This window comes from Streptomyces sp. PA03-5A, from assembly GCF_033792725.1.
Classification (GTDB): Bacteria; Actinomycetota; Actinomycetes; order Streptomycetales; family Streptomycetaceae; genus Actinacidiphila.
Window position 1 is genome coordinate 48,144 of sequence record NZ_JARAVL010000017.1, and the last position, 15,129, is coordinate 63,272.

At 73.1% G+C, this 15,129-nt stretch carries 15 protein-coding genes; 8 read left to right on the forward strand and 7 right to left on the reverse strand.

Going from position 1 to position 15,129, the window contains the following annotated elements:
- Position 1: 1 nt before the first annotated feature.
- Together PV410_RS21900 and PV410_RS21905 are read right to left on the reverse strand one after the other, a co-directional pair.
- Positions 2 to 649: a hypothetical protein gene (locus tag PV410_RS21900; RefSeq protein WP_500326942.1), complete on the reverse strand. Its 648-nt coding sequence runs from the start codon at positions 647 to 649 to the stop codon at positions 2 to 4.
- A complete protein-coding gene (locus tag PV410_RS21905) occupies positions 646 to 1,605 on the reverse strand; it encodes a GlxA family transcriptional regulator (protein WP_500326943.1) in 960 nt (319 codons plus the stop codon). Before PV410_RS21905 ends, PV410_RS21900 begins: the two co-directional genes overlap by 4 nt.
- Before the next feature lie 122 nt (positions 1,606 to 1,727).
- On the opposite strand from PV410_RS21905, the gene PV410_RS21910 reads away from it, so the two are divergent.
- The 3 genes from PV410_RS21910 to PV410_RS21920 all read left to right on the forward strand — a co-directional run bounded on the left by PV410_RS21910 (position 1,728) and on the right by PV410_RS21920 (position 3,191).
- On the forward strand, positions 1,728 to 2,027 hold the full coding sequence (locus PV410_RS21910) for a putative quinol monooxygenase (RefSeq protein ID WP_500326945.1): 300 nt from the start codon (positions 1,728 to 1,730) through the stop codon (positions 2,025 to 2,027).
- 38 nt (positions 2,028 to 2,065) lie between these two features.
- A complete protein-coding gene (locus PV410_RS21915) occupies positions 2,066 to 2,386 on the forward strand; it encodes a DUF4326 domain-containing protein (protein ID WP_499510298.1) in 321 nt (106 codons plus the stop codon).
- 166 nt (positions 2,387 to 2,552) lie between these two features.
- Positions 2,553 to 3,191, forward strand: a complete 639-nt coding sequence (locus PV410_RS21920) for an HD domain-containing protein (RefSeq protein ID WP_500326947.1) — start codon at positions 2,553 to 2,555, stop codon at positions 3,189 to 3,191.
- 50 nt (positions 3,192 to 3,241) lie between these two features.
- On the opposite strand, the gene PV410_RS21925 is transcribed toward PV410_RS21920, so the two are convergent.
- Together PV410_RS21925 and PV410_RS21930 are read right to left on the reverse strand one after the other, a co-directional pair.
- The gene (locus PV410_RS21925; protein WP_500326949.1) at positions 3,242 to 4,258 is read right to left on the reverse strand and encodes a GlxA family transcriptional regulator; all 1,017 of its coding nucleotides are present in this window, start codon (positions 4,256 to 4,258) and stop codon (positions 3,242 to 3,244) included.
- A gap of 135 nt (positions 4,259 to 4,393) precedes the next feature.
- Positions 4,394 to 4,840, reverse strand: a complete 447-nt coding sequence (locus PV410_RS21930) for an ATP-binding protein (protein ID WP_500326950.1) — start codon at positions 4,838 to 4,840, stop codon at positions 4,394 to 4,396.
- 155 nt (positions 4,841 to 4,995) lie between these two features.
- On the opposite strand from PV410_RS21930, the gene PV410_RS21935 reads away from it, so the two are divergent.
- Entirely contained in the window at positions 4,996 to 5,496 is a 501-nt protein-coding gene (locus tag PV410_RS21935) for a metallophosphoesterase family protein (protein WP_499510294.1), read from the forward strand.
- A gap of 21 nt (positions 5,497 to 5,517) precedes the next feature.
- Here PV410_RS21935 and PV410_RS21940 read toward each other — a convergent pair whose 3' ends face one another.
- Together PV410_RS21940 and PV410_RS21945 are read right to left on the reverse strand one after the other, a co-directional pair.
- Positions 5,518 to 7,140, reverse strand: a complete 1,623-nt coding sequence (locus tag PV410_RS21940) for a hypothetical protein (protein ID WP_500326952.1) — start codon at positions 7,138 to 7,140, stop codon at positions 5,518 to 5,520.
- A 104-nt stretch (positions 7,141 to 7,244) separates the two neighbouring features.
- Complete coding sequence (locus PV410_RS21945; protein ID WP_018534760.1) at positions 7,245 to 7,439, reverse strand: hypothetical protein; 195 nt, start codon at positions 7,437 to 7,439, stop codon at positions 7,245 to 7,247.
- A gap of 378 nt (positions 7,440 to 7,817) precedes the next feature.
- On the opposite strand from PV410_RS21945, the gene PV410_RS21950 reads away from it, so the two are divergent.
- From PV410_RS21950 to opcA, 3 genes are read left to right on the forward strand one after another with little or no spacing between them, the layout of a single operon-like run.
- Positions 7,818 to 8,231 (forward strand): ankyrin repeat domain-containing protein, encoded by a 414-nt coding sequence (locus PV410_RS21950; RefSeq protein ID WP_500326954.1) that lies wholly within the window; start codon positions 7,818 to 7,820, stop codon positions 8,229 to 8,231.
- Positions 8,232 to 8,284: 53 nt separating this feature from the next.
- A complete protein-coding gene (gene zwf / locus PV410_RS21955) occupies positions 8,285 to 9,820 on the forward strand; it encodes a glucose-6-phosphate dehydrogenase (protein WP_500326956.1) in 1,536 nt (511 codons plus the stop codon).
- Positions 9,817 to 10,812 (forward strand): glucose-6-phosphate dehydrogenase assembly protein OpcA, encoded by a 996-nt coding sequence (opcA, locus tag PV410_RS21960; RefSeq protein WP_500326958.1) that lies wholly within the window; start codon positions 9,817 to 9,819, stop codon positions 10,810 to 10,812. Before zwf ends, opcA begins: the two co-directional genes overlap by 4 nt.
- Before the next feature lie 483 nt (positions 10,813 to 11,295).
- Here the strand turns inward: opcA and PV410_RS21965 are convergent, their stop codons facing one another.
- A complete protein-coding gene (locus PV410_RS21965) occupies positions 11,296 to 12,036 on the reverse strand; it encodes a DUF4328 domain-containing protein (protein WP_500326959.1) in 741 nt (246 codons plus the stop codon).
- Positions 12,037 to 12,625: 589 nt separating this feature from the next.
- Here PV410_RS21965 and PV410_RS21970 point away from each other — a divergent pair.
- On the forward strand, positions 12,626 to 15,043 hold the full coding sequence (locus PV410_RS21970) for an ABC transporter permease (protein WP_500327188.1): 2,418 nt from the start codon (positions 12,626 to 12,628) through the stop codon (positions 15,041 to 15,043).
- The last annotated feature ends 86 nt before the right edge of the window (positions 15,044 to 15,129 follow it).

Genomic DNA, 15,129 nt, shown 5'->3' on the forward strand with positions numbered 1-15,129 from the left:
CTCAGTCGAAGGCGACCGCCAGCCGGACGCCGTCCGGGCCGAAGCGGCCCGCGAGTGCCTCCATCACGGCGAAGACATGGGGCCAGTGCGTGCCCTCGCCCAGGACCAGGCCCGCGGTCAGCGGCTCGTAACGGCATTCCCCCGCCGGACCGCTCCAGGTGAACCCGTGCGTGGCGCCGTCCAGTTCGGGCGGCCGCGGCCCCACGGCCGCGACCACGTCCGGCGGCCACACGGCCGGTACGAAGCACCGGCAGGGCGGTCCCGGCTGCGACGGCCGCCGCCACGTCACCCGGCCCACGAAGTGCTCGGGGACGGCTGCCCGGTCGGCGGCGGCGAGCTCGGTCCAGGTGACCCAGCCGGCCCCGTCCATGGCCCCGGACTCCACCCACGGCGCGAGCCCCTCGCGGAAGCGGCCGGACAGGTCCTCCGGCAGGCCCCGGCCCGCCGCGAGGGGGCGGAACCCGAGGGTGTTGCGCACCCCGAAGAGGTAGCCGAAGGAGGCGTAGTCGACCTCATGCCAGCGGATGGCGGAACTCGATGCCGCCGTGGATGTCCGTTCCCACGGCTCCGCACCGTACAGGCGTCCGGGGGAAGGCGCGCGCCAATTGCCTGCCGGGACGACGGGGCCCGCCGGGATCACAGGGCTCATCGGCCGCGCAGGCCGCCGGCCGTCGTGCCGGTGCGGTCGCGGAGCAGGACGCGCAGGGTGTTGGCGTGCTCGTAGCCCACGCGGCGGGCGACGACCTCGACGGGGAGGTCGGTGGTGCGCAGCAGGTGCGTGGCCTGCTCGACGCGCAGGTCCTGCACGAAACGGACCGGGGACACGCCCAGGACCCGCCGCACGGCCCGCTGCAGGGTCCGCTCGCCGACCCCCAGGGCGCGGGCCGCCTCGGCGATGCTGATGGACTCCTCCAGACGCAGCCGCACCCAGCGCTCGAAGCCGGCCACCGTCGGATCGGCCTGGGCCAGGGCGCTGGGGATGGTGTACGCCGACTGCGACGGGCGCTCGTCCACGACCAGGTAGCGGGCGACCAGATCGGCCAGTGCCGGGCTGGACATGCGCACCACCGCCAGCGCCAGGTCGACGTGGCCGAAGGCCGCGCCCGCCGTCGTGACCCCGTCGCAACTGGTCACCATGCGGGTCTCGTCGACCGTGACGGCCGGGTAGCGCTGCCGGAAGACCGGGGCCAGCCACCAGCTGGTCGTGGCGCGCCGCCCGTCCAGCACCCCGGACTCGGCGAGCAGGAAGGTGCCCGTGCAGGCCGAGGCGACGGGCCTGCCGCGCTCGCGCGTGGCCGCCACCAGACGGCGCACGGCGGCCGTGCCTGGCCCCGAGACGCGCTCCACGAGGGCGTCCGGCCGGCGCTCCGCGAGTGCCGGGACGAGCAGCAGATCCGCCCCCGCGGCCTCGCCGGCCGGTGCCGCCGCCACCGTGTGCCCGGCGCCGGTGCGGACCCGGCGGCGCGGGCCGACCGTCGTCACCTTCCAGGCGGGCGGCGGCTGCGGGAGCTCGCCGCGCATCGCGTTGGCCGCCTCGAGGACGTCGAGGACCGCCGAGAGACCGGAGTCGAACACACCGTCGTACGCCACCACTGCCACGTCCATGACGGAAACGGTATCGAACATGTCGTTTCCGACGCTGGGGGCAGGGGTGCCGCGCGGCATAGGTTTCCGGTGTCCGGCCGGACGACGTCCACCACCGCACGACCACCGAGACGGAGCACACGATGACGAAGATCGGCCTGCTGGCCCGCATCGAGGCCAGGCCGGAGCACGCGGAGGAGGTCGCGGCCATGCTGCGCGACGCACTGGCGGCGGCCCGGGAGGAGGAGCACACCGTCACCTGGTTCGCGTTCCGCGAGGACGCCACCACCTTCGGCGTCTTCGACACCTTCGAGGACGAGGCGGGCCGCGCCGGCCACCTGTCGGGCCGCATCGCCGCCGCCCTGGCGGAGGCGGCGAAGACGAAGCTCGGCTCGCCGCCGGACATCCGCGCGGTGGACGTCCTGGCGGCCAAGCTGCCCTGACGCCCATCGGCGCCCCGGACCGTGGGAAGGAACTGGTCATGAGCGAGACCGAGCCCCGCACCACCGTCGTGAATCTCAAGGGCCACCGCGACGACCCCGCGTACGCGGACGTCGTCTACGTGGGCCGCCCGACGCACCGCGGCGGCTGGCACCTGGCCGGCTCCCCGCTGGCCAGCCCCTACCGCCCAGGGCGGGACGGCACCCGCCAGGAGGTCCTCGACAAGTACCGCGAACACCTGCTGGGCCGCCCCGACCTGCTCGCGATGCTGCCCGCGCTGCGCGGCCGCAGGCTGGGCTGCTGGTGCCTGCCCGAGCCGTGCCACGCGCAGGTCATCGCGGAACTCGCCGACGCGTCCTGACCGCCGCCCCTCCCGGTACGGCCGGCCGGACGCGTGTCCCGATCCGAGGGTCGCGCGTCCGTCCGGCATCCGGCGGGGACCGCCGCCGCGTCCGACGATGGATCCAACGGCACCGGGCGGCCCGCCCGGACGCCGCCGGAACCGGAAACCTGTCAGGAGATTCGACGTGGCTGAAATCATCGCGGACATCGAGGTGCCCGGCACCCTGCTCGTGACGGAGGCGACCGAACTGGTGCGCAAGGCCGCCGACCCGGTGGTCTTCCACCACTCCCGCCGGGTGTACTTCTGGGCGTCGATGCGCGGCCGCAACCGCGGGTGGGACTTCGACCCCGAGCTGCTGTACGTTGGCGCCCTCTTCCACGACCTCGGACTGACCGACACCTACGCCCGTACCGACCAGCGCTTCGAGATCGACGGCGCCGACGAGGCCCGCCGCTTCCTGCTGGAGCACGACGTCCCCGAGGACCGCGCGCGGGTGGTGTGGGAGGCGATCGCCCTGCACACCACGCCGGAGATCCCGTGGCACATGGCGCCCGAGATCGCCCTGGTCACCTCGGGGGTCGAGGTCGACGTCCTCGGCATCGGGTACGACGAGATCACGCCGCAGGAGCGCGAGGCGGTCGTCGCCGTCCACCCGCGGCCCGACTTCAAGAACAACATCCTCAAGGAGTTCACCCACGGCATCGCGCCGCGCCCCGGCACGACGTTCGGCAACGTCAAGGCCGACGTCCTGGAGCGCTTCGTACCGGGCTTCGTCCGCGGGAACTTCGTGGACACCATCCTGCAGTCGCCCTGGGCGGAGTGACCCGGCCGGAGGCAGCCACAGCGGCCGGGCGGCCGGGGCGGGCCGCCCGCTCACCCCTCCCGGCTGCCGTGCGGCCGGGTGGTGCGGAAGCGGTCACGGTACGCCCCCGGGCTGACGCCCAGACGGCGCCGGAACGCCCGGCGCATCGTCTCCTCCGACCCGAAACCGCTGCGCCGGGCCACCACGTCGAGGGCGTCGTCGCCCGCCTCCAGCAGCGCCTGGGCGGCCTCGACGCGGACGCGTTCCACGTACTCCGAGGCCGTGCCGCCCGTCTCGGTGCGGAACAGCCGGGTCAGATGACGTGAACTCACCCCCGCCCGCGCCGCCAGCGCGGGCAGGCCGTGGTCCCCCGAGGGATCGGCGGCCACCTGGTCGAGCACCCCGCGCAGCACCGAGTGCGCGGGGTGCCGCGGGCTCTGCCGCACGCTGAACTGCGACTGGCCGCCCGGCCGCGCCATGAAGACCACCAGGAACTTGGCGGCCTTGCGGGCGATGTCCGGCCCGAGGTCGGACTCGACCAGGGACAGGGTCAGGTCGATCCCGGCGCTGATGCCCGCCGAGGTGATGAACCGGCCGTCCCGTACGAAGATCGCGTCGTCGTCCACCTCCACCTTCGGGTAGCGGGCGGCGAGGTCGCCCGCCAGCCGCCAGTGCGTCGCCGCCCGGCGTCCGTCCAGCAGCCCGGTCGCGGCCAGGGGGAAAGCGCCGGCGCAGACCGAGGCGACGGTGCGGGAGCGGTCCGCGAGCCGGGTGATGCCCGCCACGAGCGCGGTGTCGGAGACCGCCGCCCACCAGTCGGGACGCCCGGGGATGACGAGGGTGTCGACCGGGAAGTCCACCTCGTCCAGCGACAGGTCCGGCATGAGCCGCAGCCCCGCGGTGGTGGTCACGGGCCCGCCGTCCGGCGAGACGGTGCTCATCGCGTAGTGGGCGCCGTACTCGTTCGCCGCCGCGTACACGTCCAGCGGGCCGGTCACGTCCATCAGCTGCAGTCCGTCGAACAGCAGCACCAGGACGCGGTGCGGCGGGACGGCGGGGGAGGTCCCGGAGGGCTTGTGCGGGTTCACGCGGTCACTCTCGTTCCTCGGGGTGCGGGCCGGCGTCCAACGGGACCGGCGCGGACACCCATGTGGCCTGCATCCCGGGGACGTTGGGCCGGCCCGGTCCTGTCCGGTCCTTCATTGTCGCCCCTGCGCGTGCGCCTACGACGCCGGGCTGGTGACCCCCGCGACGGGCCGCTGGAGCGGGGCGAGGTGCCGCGTGGTCACCACGCGGCGGCCGCGCTCGTCGTCGTGGATGCACGTGGACCCGGCCAGCCGGCGCACGATCTCCAGACCGCGGCCGTGCTCGTCCGGCGGGGTGCTGTCCGGGGAGGTCCCGTCGTGGTGCCGGGCCGCGCCGCTGTCGGTGACGGTGATGACCAGGCCGTCGTCGTGCATGCACAGCCGGACCGACATCTGCGCCCTGCCGTGGCGCGCGGCGTTCGCCGCGAGCTCGTCGACGATCAGCTCGGCGGCGATGCGGTCCTCCGCGGTCAGTCCCCACAGGCCCAGCAACTCGGACGTGAAGTGCCGCGCGGCGCCCACGTAGGCGGGCTCCGCCGGCTGCACGAGTTCCGCCGAGCGGGTGGGGGTCGTGTCACCGCACATGACGTGTGGGCCCTTCATGGCTGAGGCCGCGGTCCCGGCGGCCGCGGGGTCGCCCCACTGGCCACGCCGCCTTGCGGCACACCGCGACGTCGGCCTCCCTTTCGGCCGCCGTGCCGGGCGCCGCTCCCGTCCCCCCACGCGGATAGCGTGGACGTGTGCGTCTTCTTGTGATGTCCGATACACACCTGCCCAAACGTGCCAAGGAGCTTCCGGCCGAACTACTCGACCGGATTTCCGAGGCCGACGCCGTCCTCCACGCCGGCGACTGGGTCGACGCGGCGACCCTCGACCTGCTGCAGGCGCGGTCCCGCCGGGTGATCGGCGTGTACGGCAACAACGACGGCGCCGACCTGCGCGCGCGGCTGCCCGAGGTCGCCCGGGCGGAGCTGGGCGGGCTGCGCTTCGGCGTGGTGCACGACAGCGGCCCTGCCCAGGGGCGCGAACGCCGCTGCGAGGAGCGCTTCCCCGACCTGGACGTCCTGGTCTTCGGGCACAGCCACATCCCCTGGGACAGCACGGCGCCGGGCGGGCTGCGGCTGCTCAACCCCGGATCGCCGACCGACCGCAGGCGTCAGCCGTACGGCACCTACCTCACCGCCGAGGCGGCCGGAGGCGCGCTGACCCAGGTGCGGCTGCACGAACTGCCGCGACGCTGACCCGCGCGGCGACGGTCCGGCTCAGTGCTCGAGCGCCGGGTCGCCGGCCGGCCGGACCGCGCCCGAGGGCTCGGAGACCCGGACCGCCCCGGGAGCCTGCGCGGCCTCCGCCTCCCGCTCCCGCGCCTGCGTCCCGGTGGCGGCGTCCGCGGGCGGCAGCAGCGCCATGACGGCCTGGCGGTGCCCGTCGCTGGCGTCCTCGTCGAAGGGGTCCGGGGTCGCCGGCACCTGCACCCGGAGCACCGGCCCCGAGCCCAGCCGCACGTAGCCGCGGCCCGGCGGCACCTCCGCGGCGGACGTGGAGCACTGCGGCGCGCCGAGCACCGCCTGGGTCTGCTCCGCGGTGACCGCGCCCAGCAGCACCCGGGCCCTGGTGTGGGCGATGACGACCGGGGAGAGCGCCTCGGCGCCGTCGAGGTGGTCGGCGACGACGACGGTCACCCCGGCCGCGCGGCCGTGCCGCAGCGGGATGTCCAGCAGCTCCTGCGGGTCGGGGCGGCTCTCGGCGTGCGCGAGCTGGCTGAGCACGGTCGGCCGGTCGACGAGGATCCACAAGGGGCGCCGTACGTCGTCGGGGGCGGTACGCCCGGCCTGCCGGGCCCGGTTGACGGCGATCAGACGGCGCTCGGTCTCGTGCGCCGCCCACTCCAGGGTGGCCAGCGTGCCCGCCAGGCCGCTCTCGACGGCCATCACCCCGGGTCGTCCGGTCAGGCACGCGTGCTCGCCGGTCCCGCTGCCGTCCACGACCACGAGGTCGCCCTCCGGCAGCACCTGGAGCGCGATGGAGCGCAGCAGCGTGGTGGTGCCCGTGCCGGGCTGGCCGAGGGCGAGCAGGTGCGGCTCGGTGGAGCGTGGGCCGGTGCGCCACACGACCGGGGGCGCGTCCCTGACCTCCTCGCCGTCCTCGACCGGGACGGTGCGCTGCACCGCCTCCGGGTCGGTGAAGCCGAGCACCGTCTCGCCCGGGGAGGTGACGAAACGCTGTGCGGCGATGCCCGTGGGCAGCGGGGGGAGCGCGGTGAGGGTGAGGTGGTTTTCCTCCTCGTTCCACTCGAAGCGGTACTCGCGGCCGCGCCCCACCTTGGCGTGCAGCACGTGCTCCACGCGGGCCCTGGCCGTGGCCTCGCCGTCAGTGAAGTAGGCGGGGTACTTGAGGTGCAGGCGGACCAGCCGCCCGTCCTCGAAGGCGTAGTCGCCGAAGGCGTTCTCCCAGCTGCCGTCGTGGGCGTAGATCGGGCTGGGGTCGGCGGCGACGGACAGGTACGGCACCAGGGCCTCGTACAGCGCGGTCAGCCGGTCGCTCTCCGCGCCGCTCGGTCCGGTCGGGGCGGGTGTGCGGTCCCGGCCCATCCAGCCGGCGGAACCCATCCAGGCGGCGAACATCAGGTAGGCCCCGTAGGGCAGCAGGACCAGGACGAGGAACCCGGCTCCCACGGAGGCCATCAGCGCCGGTCCGCGCCGGTCCTTGGGCGTGCTGCCCCACCAATCGCGCGCCCAGCCGGCCTGGCGGCGCAGCCCGCGCGCGATGACGAAGAGCGGGTGGAGGACGTCCGTGGTGCTGTCGACGGCGGCCCGCGCGAGCTCACGGCCGCGGGTGAGCGAGGGGCGGCTGCTCAGGAGGGCGGAGAGGGGACGCCGGACCACGGGGAGCTCCAGAGGATCGTTGCGGGGACGGTACGACGGAACGGAACGGGAAGGGCCCGGAGCGGAGCGGCGCCGGGCCCGGTGGATCGGCCGTGCGGGACGGCCTAGAACTTGATCCCGCCCAGGAGGCTCGCCAGGCTCGCCCCGCCGGCCTTGATGCTCGGGGCGATGGCGGTGCCCGCGAGGTAGAAGCCGAAGAGGGCGCAGACGAGCGCGTGGGACGCCTTGAGCCCGTCCTTGCGGAAGAACAGGAAGACGATGATGCCGAGCAGGACGACGCCTGAGATGGACAGGATCATGGGGGCTACTCCTGTGTGATGGGGACTGTCACCATGAGTTGTTCCAGAATTACAGATAGTAATATGTTCTGAAAAGAGGCAAATGGGTGATTTATAGGGAAGTTCACCTGTTCAGCTTCGCTGAACTGTCTTCCGGGGTGATCCTCGCCGGTCGTCCGGCGTGTCATGTGGCAGGCCCCGCCGACGGAGCAGCGAAGTCGCCCGTTCGAGTGATCAAAATCGTTAAGCTTCGGCCATGGCTTCTCGTGCGGTCCGCGCCCCCCGAGCCGGCGTGCACCGGCGGCACGCCCGGCAGGGCCAGGGCGGTGGGGGCCGCTTAGGGTGGATCACAGGCGGTCCCGCCCGCGCACGGCGAGCAGCCACGCCTAGTGAGGAACGATGAGCGAGCCGACCCCGCAGAACGACCCGGCCCAGGACCCCGAAGTCCTGCGACTCGCCGCCGAACTCTTCGACCTCGCCCGCCGGGGAGGCACGGAGACCCTGACGGCGTACGTGGACGCCGGGGTGCCGGCCAACCTCACCAACGACAAGGGCGACACCCTCCTCATGCTGGCCGCGTACCACGGCCACGCCGCCACCGTGGCCGCGCTCCTGCGGCACGGTGCCGACCCCGACCGCGCCAACGACCGCGGCCAGACGCCGCTGGCCGGTGCCGTCTTCAAGGGCGAGGACGAGGTGGTCCGCCTCCTCGTCGACGGCGGCGCCGACCCCGCCGCGGGCACCCCCTCGGCCATCGACACCGCCCGCATGTTCGGCCAGGACGCGCTCCTGGAACTCTTCGGCGCCGCATGACCCCCGGGCGCGCCACGACCACCGCCGCACCCACGATGAAGAGAAGTGGACCCATGACGGAAACCGACAGCTGGAACAACCCGCTGCGCGATCCATCCGACCGGCGGCTGCCGCGCATCGCGGGACCGTCCGGGCTGGTGATCTTCGGTGTGACGGGCGACCTGTCCCGCAAGAAGCTGATGCCTGCCGTGTACGACCTGGCCAACCGCGGGCTGCTGCCGCCGGGCTTCTCGCTCGTCGGCTTCGCCCGCCGCGACTGGGCGGACGAGGACTTCGCCCAGGTCGTCCACGACTCCGTCAAGGAGCACGCGCGCACCCCCTTCCGCGAGGAGGTCTGGACGGAACTGGCCGCCGGAATGCGCTTCGTGCCCGGCGACTTCGGCGACGACGACGCCTTCGACGCCCTCCGCGCGACCGTGGAGGAACTGGACAAGGCCCGGGGCACCAGCGGCAACTTCGCCTTCTACCTCTCGGTGCCGCCCAAGTTCTTCCCGACCGTGGTCCAGCAGCTGAAGAAGCACGGGCTGTCCGACCCGCCCGAGGGCTCCTGGCGACGCGCCGTCATCGAGAAGCCCTTCGGTCACGACCTGGCCAGCGCCCAGGAGCTCAACCAGGTCGTCCACCAGGTCTTCCCGCCCGCCGAGGTCTTCCGGATCGACCACTACCTGGGCAAGGAGACGGTCCAGAACATCCTGGCGCTGCGGTTCGCCAACACGATGTTCGAGCCGCTGTGGAACCGTTCCTACGTCGACCACGTGCAGATCACGATGGCCGAGGACATCGGCATCGGCGGCCGCGCGGGCTACTACGACGGGATCGGCGCCGCGCGCGACGTCATCCAGAACCACCTGCTCCAACTCCTCGCGCTGACCGCCATGGAGGAACCCGCCTCCTTCGAGGCCAAGTCGCTGGTGCAGGAGAAGCTCAAGGTCCTCCAGGCCGTCCGGCACCCCGACGACCTGGGCGCGCACACGGTGCGCGGGCAGTACGCGCACGGCTGGCAGGGCGGGGAGGAGGTGCTCGGGTACCTGGAGGAGGACGGCATCGACGCCAAGTCCAAGACCGACACCTACGCCGCCATCAAGCTGGCCATCGACAACCGCCGCTGGGCGGGCGTCCCCTTCTACCTGCGTACCGGCAAGCGCCTGGGCCGCCGTGTCACCGAGATCGCGGTCGTCTTCCAGCGCGCCCCGCACTCCCCGTTCGACAACACCGCGACCGAGGAGCTCGGGCAGAACGCCCTGGTCATCCGGGTCCAGCCGGACGAGGGCGTGACGATCAGGTTCGGTTCCAAGGTGCCGGGCACCTCGATGGAGATCCGGGACGTGACGATGGACTTCGCCTACGGCGAGTCCTTCACCGAGTCCAGCCCGGAGGCCTACGAACGGCTGATCCTGGACGTCCTGCTCGGCGACGCCAACCTCTTCCCCCGGCACCAGGAGGTCGAGGAGTCCTGGCGGATCCTCGACCCGATCGAGGAGTACTGGGACCGGCACGGCAAGCCCGAGCAGTACACCGCCGGTACCTGGGGTCCGAAGGCGGCGGACGAGATGCTCGCACGAGACGGCAGGAGCTGGCGCCGGCCATGAACATCGATCTGACCGAGACCACTTCAAGCAAGATCAATTCCGCGCTGATCAAGGCGCGCAGGGCCATCGGCAGTCCGGCCGTCGGCATGGTGCTGACCCTCGTCATCGTCACCGACGAGGGCAACCACTACGACGCCCTCAAGGCCGCCTCCGACGCCTCGCGCGAGCACCCCTCGCGCATCCTGGTCGTCATCAAGCGCCCCGGCCGCTCCCCCCGCGACCGGCGCAGCGCCCGCCTCGACGCCGAGGTGCGCGTCGGCGGCGAGTCCGGCACCGGCGAGACCGTCCTGCTCCGCCTCCACGGCGAACTCGCCGACCACGCCCACAGCGTGGTCCTGCCGCTGCTGCTGCCCGACGCCCCCGTGGTGGTGTGGTGGCCGGTCGACGCACCCGCCAACCCCGCCGCCGACCCCCTCGGCGCGCTGGCGCAGCGCCGGATCACCGACGCGTACGCCGTCGAGCATCCGCTGGAGGAGTTGAAGACCCGTGCCGCCGGCTACACCCCCGGCGACACCGACCTGTCCTGGACCCGGCTCACGCCCTGGCGGTCCATGCTCGCCGCCGCGCTCGACCAGGCCCGGGCCAGGGTCATCTCGGCCGCCGTCGAGAGCGAGGCCGACAACCCCAGCGCCGAACTCCTGGCCCGCTGGCTCGGCAACCGGCTGCGCGTGCCCGTCGAGCGCGTCGTCACCGACGGCCCGGTCGTCACCGCGGTCCGGCTGAGCACCGCGGACGGCGACATCCACATCGACCGCCCCGAGGGCCCGCTGGCCAACCTCACCATCCCCGGGCAGCCCAGCCGGCACCTCGCGCTGAAGGTGCGGTCGACCGCCGAGCTCATCGCCGAGGAGCTGCGCCGGCTCGACCCCGACGAGATGTACGCCGCGTCGCTGCGCCACACCGACGCGGCGGAGGCGCCCCGCCCGGCGAAGACCACCGCGCGGAGCAGCAAGAAGCGGCCCACCCCGGCCAGCGCGGAGGCCGCCAAGTAGACCGACTGCCGCAGCAGTACGCCGGGGGCGGCGCACACCGCCTGCAGGAGCAGCATCGCGGCCGTGGTGAACAGGTAGCAGACCACGACCGTCAGCGCCGACTCCAGGTGCGCCCGCCACCCGGCGCGGCCCCCGCCGAAGGTGAAGCGCGCGTGCAACTCGGTGGCCAGCACCGTCGAGGCCACGGTCACCACCGCGTTCGCCAGGGCGAACGGCACCGGTCCCGACAGCGCCATCAGCACTCCGGAGGACGCCAGCCCCACACCGCCGCCGCACACGGCGAAGCGCACGAACGCGGCCGGAGCGGAAGGCACGGGGCCCGCGGTGCGGAGGCGACGGGCGGCGGCGGGAGGGGCGGATCGCTCCGCGGTGACGGTGTCCATGCCCGCACACTGCCCGCCCCCGCTGACAGGGCGCTGACCGCACGCTGACACGCCACCCCCACGGGCCCGACGCCCCCGCCCGACGAGGTCGCGGCCCGGGTCAGGACAGGGCGAACGGGCCTTCCGTGGCCTTGCGGTGCTGCATGGCCGTCAGTTTGCGGACGAACAGGATGGCGAGGACCGCGGCGAGGATGTCCACGCCGTCCACGGCGATGGCGAAGCCGGCGGCGTCGCGGAGGTCGTCCGCGTAGCCCGAGCTCTCGTCGAACATGCCCCCCGAGAGCCGGCCCAGCACGGAGGAGGCTATCCACGCCGCCCACCAGTAGGAGACCGGGCCCGAGTCGGCGGGCCGAAGGCGGCCGTCCTGCGTCGTCTGGGAGCTCGCGACCCAGGTCTCGCGGGCGACCCTGAAGGGGATCCACAGGTTGCCGATGGGGATGAACCAGCCGCCGATCGCCCACCCGCGGCCCTTCTCGAACCCGTTGGGGGCGAACACCTCGCCGTTGGAGCGGACCCGGTGGAACCAGACGACGAAGACGACGGTCGTCGCCACCAGGGCGATGACCTGCAGGACCGCGGCGGAGCCCGTCCACAGGTCCGAGCGGTTCAGCGCGGACGGGTCGACGGTGGCGAGTTCGTCGGCGACCGCCGTGCCCATGAGGGCGTAGCGGGCGGCCTCCGCGGCGATGGCGAGCACATCGACCGCGATCACCAGCGACAGCAGCACCGTCACCGCGGCCGCCAGACCCAGCGGGGAACGGAGCACGGCGGAGGTCGCCGGAGGCCCGGCGGGTACGGGGTACGGAGCCCCGGGCGGCGGCCCGACAGGGTTGAGCGACATGGAATCCCCCCAGGGACACAACATGGAGACGTGCCCGTCGAGCGGCGGGCAGGAGGACATTACGGCAGGAGATCTTGACCAGTCCACATGATTGAGCCGCGCCCGCGCGCCTTCGGCCCGGTCACGTCGGCGGTGTGGGGGAACGGCGCGCCACCTGCGGGTTTCCGCAAGGGAAACGGGGTCGCAGGGGAGCCCTGTCCAGCGTAAGTAATGCGGGGGTCGAGAGATTCTCGTCCCCAGGTCCCGCGGCTCCCGGAGCCGGCCCTGGGGTTCACCTGCGAGCCCGGCGACGCACGTTCGACGCGGCACCAGTGTCGACACTCCTGCCACTGTGCGCGGGATCGGCCGGCGGACCCGACGGGCGCTCTGACCAGGCAAGATGTGATACCGGTGAAGACGATAAAGGGGAGGGGCGGGCACACTGTAATGACACCTTGTGGGTAGACATCGAGTGTATAGACAGCGTGTATATTCACTGCATGTTCTTCGACCCGCTCAGACTCCCGTTCGCGCCGCCCCCGCCCCAGGCCGCGTCCCGCAACCGCCGAGCCGTCACGCGCGACGGCATTCCGTGCCCAGGGGGCCCCGCATGAACCGTGACGGTGCCGGGGCCGCGCCGGGGCGGTTCCGTTCGGCGCTGGGAGATCTGTGGCTCGGCGCGCGGCTGGCGGGCTCCGGGGGCCGCGAGGGGCGGATCCGTACGGCGCTGACCGCGGTGGGCGTCGGGCTCGGGGTGGCTCTGCTGTTCCTCGCCGCCGCGGTGCCGAACGTCCTGGGCGCCCGCGCGGAGCGCGGGCACGCGCGTGAGACGCCGAACTTCGAGAGCGAGGTGTCGGTGCGGCGCGCGGACACGACGTTCCTCTGGTACGACGCGAGCACCGAGTACCGTGGCGAGGCCGTCGGCGGGCAGTTGCTGCGCCCGGACGGTCCCGGTGCTCCGCCGCCGCCGGGTGTGGCACGGATTCCCGGGCCGGGGGAGATGGCGGTCTCGCCCGCTCTGCGCGAGCTGCTGGGCTCGTCGTCCGGCGCGCTGCTCAAGGAGCGGCTCGGTTACCGGATCACCGGGACCATCGCGGACCGGGGTCTGCTCGAACCGGGGGAGCTGCGCTTCTACGCGGGGAGTGCCACGCTCACCAGGAGCGGGGGTGCGATCAGGTCCGCAGGGTACGGCCATGACCCCGGCTCCGGGCGGTTCGATCCGCAGTTGGTGGTCCTGGTCGCTTTGATCTGCGTCGTCCTGCTGGTTCCTGTGGGCGTCTTCATCGGTACGGCCGTCCGGTTCGGTGGGGACCGCAGGGACCGCAGGCTGGCCGCGTTGCGGCTGGTCGGTGCGGATGTCGGGATGACCCGGCGGATCGCGGCGGGTGAGGCGCTGTTCGGCGCCGTGCTGGGTCTGCTGGTCGGTACCGGGGTGTTCCTGGGGGCGCGCCGGCTGGCGGGGTCGGTGCGGCTGTGGGGCGTGAGTGCTTTTCCTGCCGATGTCGCCCCTGACCTGCTGCTGGCGGGACTGATCGTGGTGGCGATCCTGGTGGGGGCGGTTGTGGTCACCCTGTCGGCGCTGCGTTCGGTGGCGATCGAGCCGTTGGGGGTCGTGCGGCATGCCACGTTGCGGCCGCGTCGGTTGTGGTGGCGGCTGGTGAGTCCTGTGGTCGGTGTCGGTGTGCTGATGCTGACGGGGTCGGCGGACGGGGAGTTGGGGTCGGGTGGTGTGTATCCGGTCGCGCTGGGTGCGGTGCTGGTCCTGGTGGGGTTGACCGGGCTGTTGCCGTGGCTGGTGGAGGCCGTGGTGAGGCGGCTGCGCGGGGGGCCGGTCGCGTGGCAGCTCGCGGTGCGCCGGTTGCAGTTGAGCAGTGGGACGGCGTCGCGGGCGGTGAGCGGCATCACCGTGGCGGTGGCCGGTGCGATCGCGCTGCAGTTGGTGTTCGGCGGCATGCAGGAGGACTTCGCCTCGCCGTCCGCTCCGAAGGCGGGGCGTGGGTCTTCCGCTCCTGCCGATGTCGTGCGTGCGGATTTCCGGGTTGCCGCGGCTTCGGAGAGCGTGGGCGATCCGGTCCTGGCGGAGCGGATGGCCGAGGAGTTCCGACAGGTCAAGGGTGTGCGGCGGGTGGTCGCCACGGTCGAGGCGTATGTGAGTCGTCCGGATGCGGGTGGTGGGCCGGGGTCCGTCACCACGTTGACGGTGGGCAGTTGTGCGACGTTGCGGTCGTTGGCCTCGTTGTCTTCGTGCCGTGACGGTGATGCCTTCGTGGCGCACCGGCCGGGTGCGTCGCGGCGGGCCCGGGAGGCGAACCTCCTCACCGATGAGGCTGCCCGGCCGGGTGGGCGGATCGATCTCGACGCCGTTTCGGAGGGCGTTTCGGAGGGCGAGTCGTGGACGTTGCCGGTGACGGCTCGGGCGGTGGTGGCGGTCCGGGATCCGGTGGGCGAGGTCCATGACGGCATCCTGGCCACTCCGGGGGCGCTGGCCGGGCACCGGTTGCCGCAGGCGTCGACGTTCGCGTCCGTCGCGATCGACCGCCGGGTTCCCGATGCGGCGGAGTACCTGCGCAATGCCGCGGCGCGGGTGGATCCGATGCTGCGGGTGGGCGGGTTGGTGAACGTGCAGCGTGACCGGCAGTACTCCAGTGTGCAGACGGGTCTGCGGGTCGGGGGGACCTTGACGGTCGTGCTGATCGCGGCGGGGATGCTGGTGGCGCAGGTGGAGCAGTTGAGGGAGCGTCGGCGTCTGCTGTCGGTGCTGGTGGCGTTCGGTACGCGGCGCAGGACGTTGGCGTGGTCGGTGCTGTGGCAGACGGCGGTGCCGGTGCTGGCGGGTACGGTCGTCGCGATCGTTGGGGGGCTGGTCCTGGGGCGGGCGATGCTGGGCGTCGTGGTGAAGCCGGTGCGGGACTGGTGGGTGTTCCTGCCGTATGCCGGGATCGGTGCGGTGGCGGTCCTGGTGGTGGCGGTGCTGAGCCTTCCGCCGTTGTGGCGGATGATGCGGGCGGACGGGCTGCGTACGGAGTGAGGGTGTGTGCCGCCGGTCCGCTGTGCGGGCCGGCGGTGGTCAAGTGGGTCCGGCTAAAGGGCTGTTGACGTGCGGGGACGGCCTGG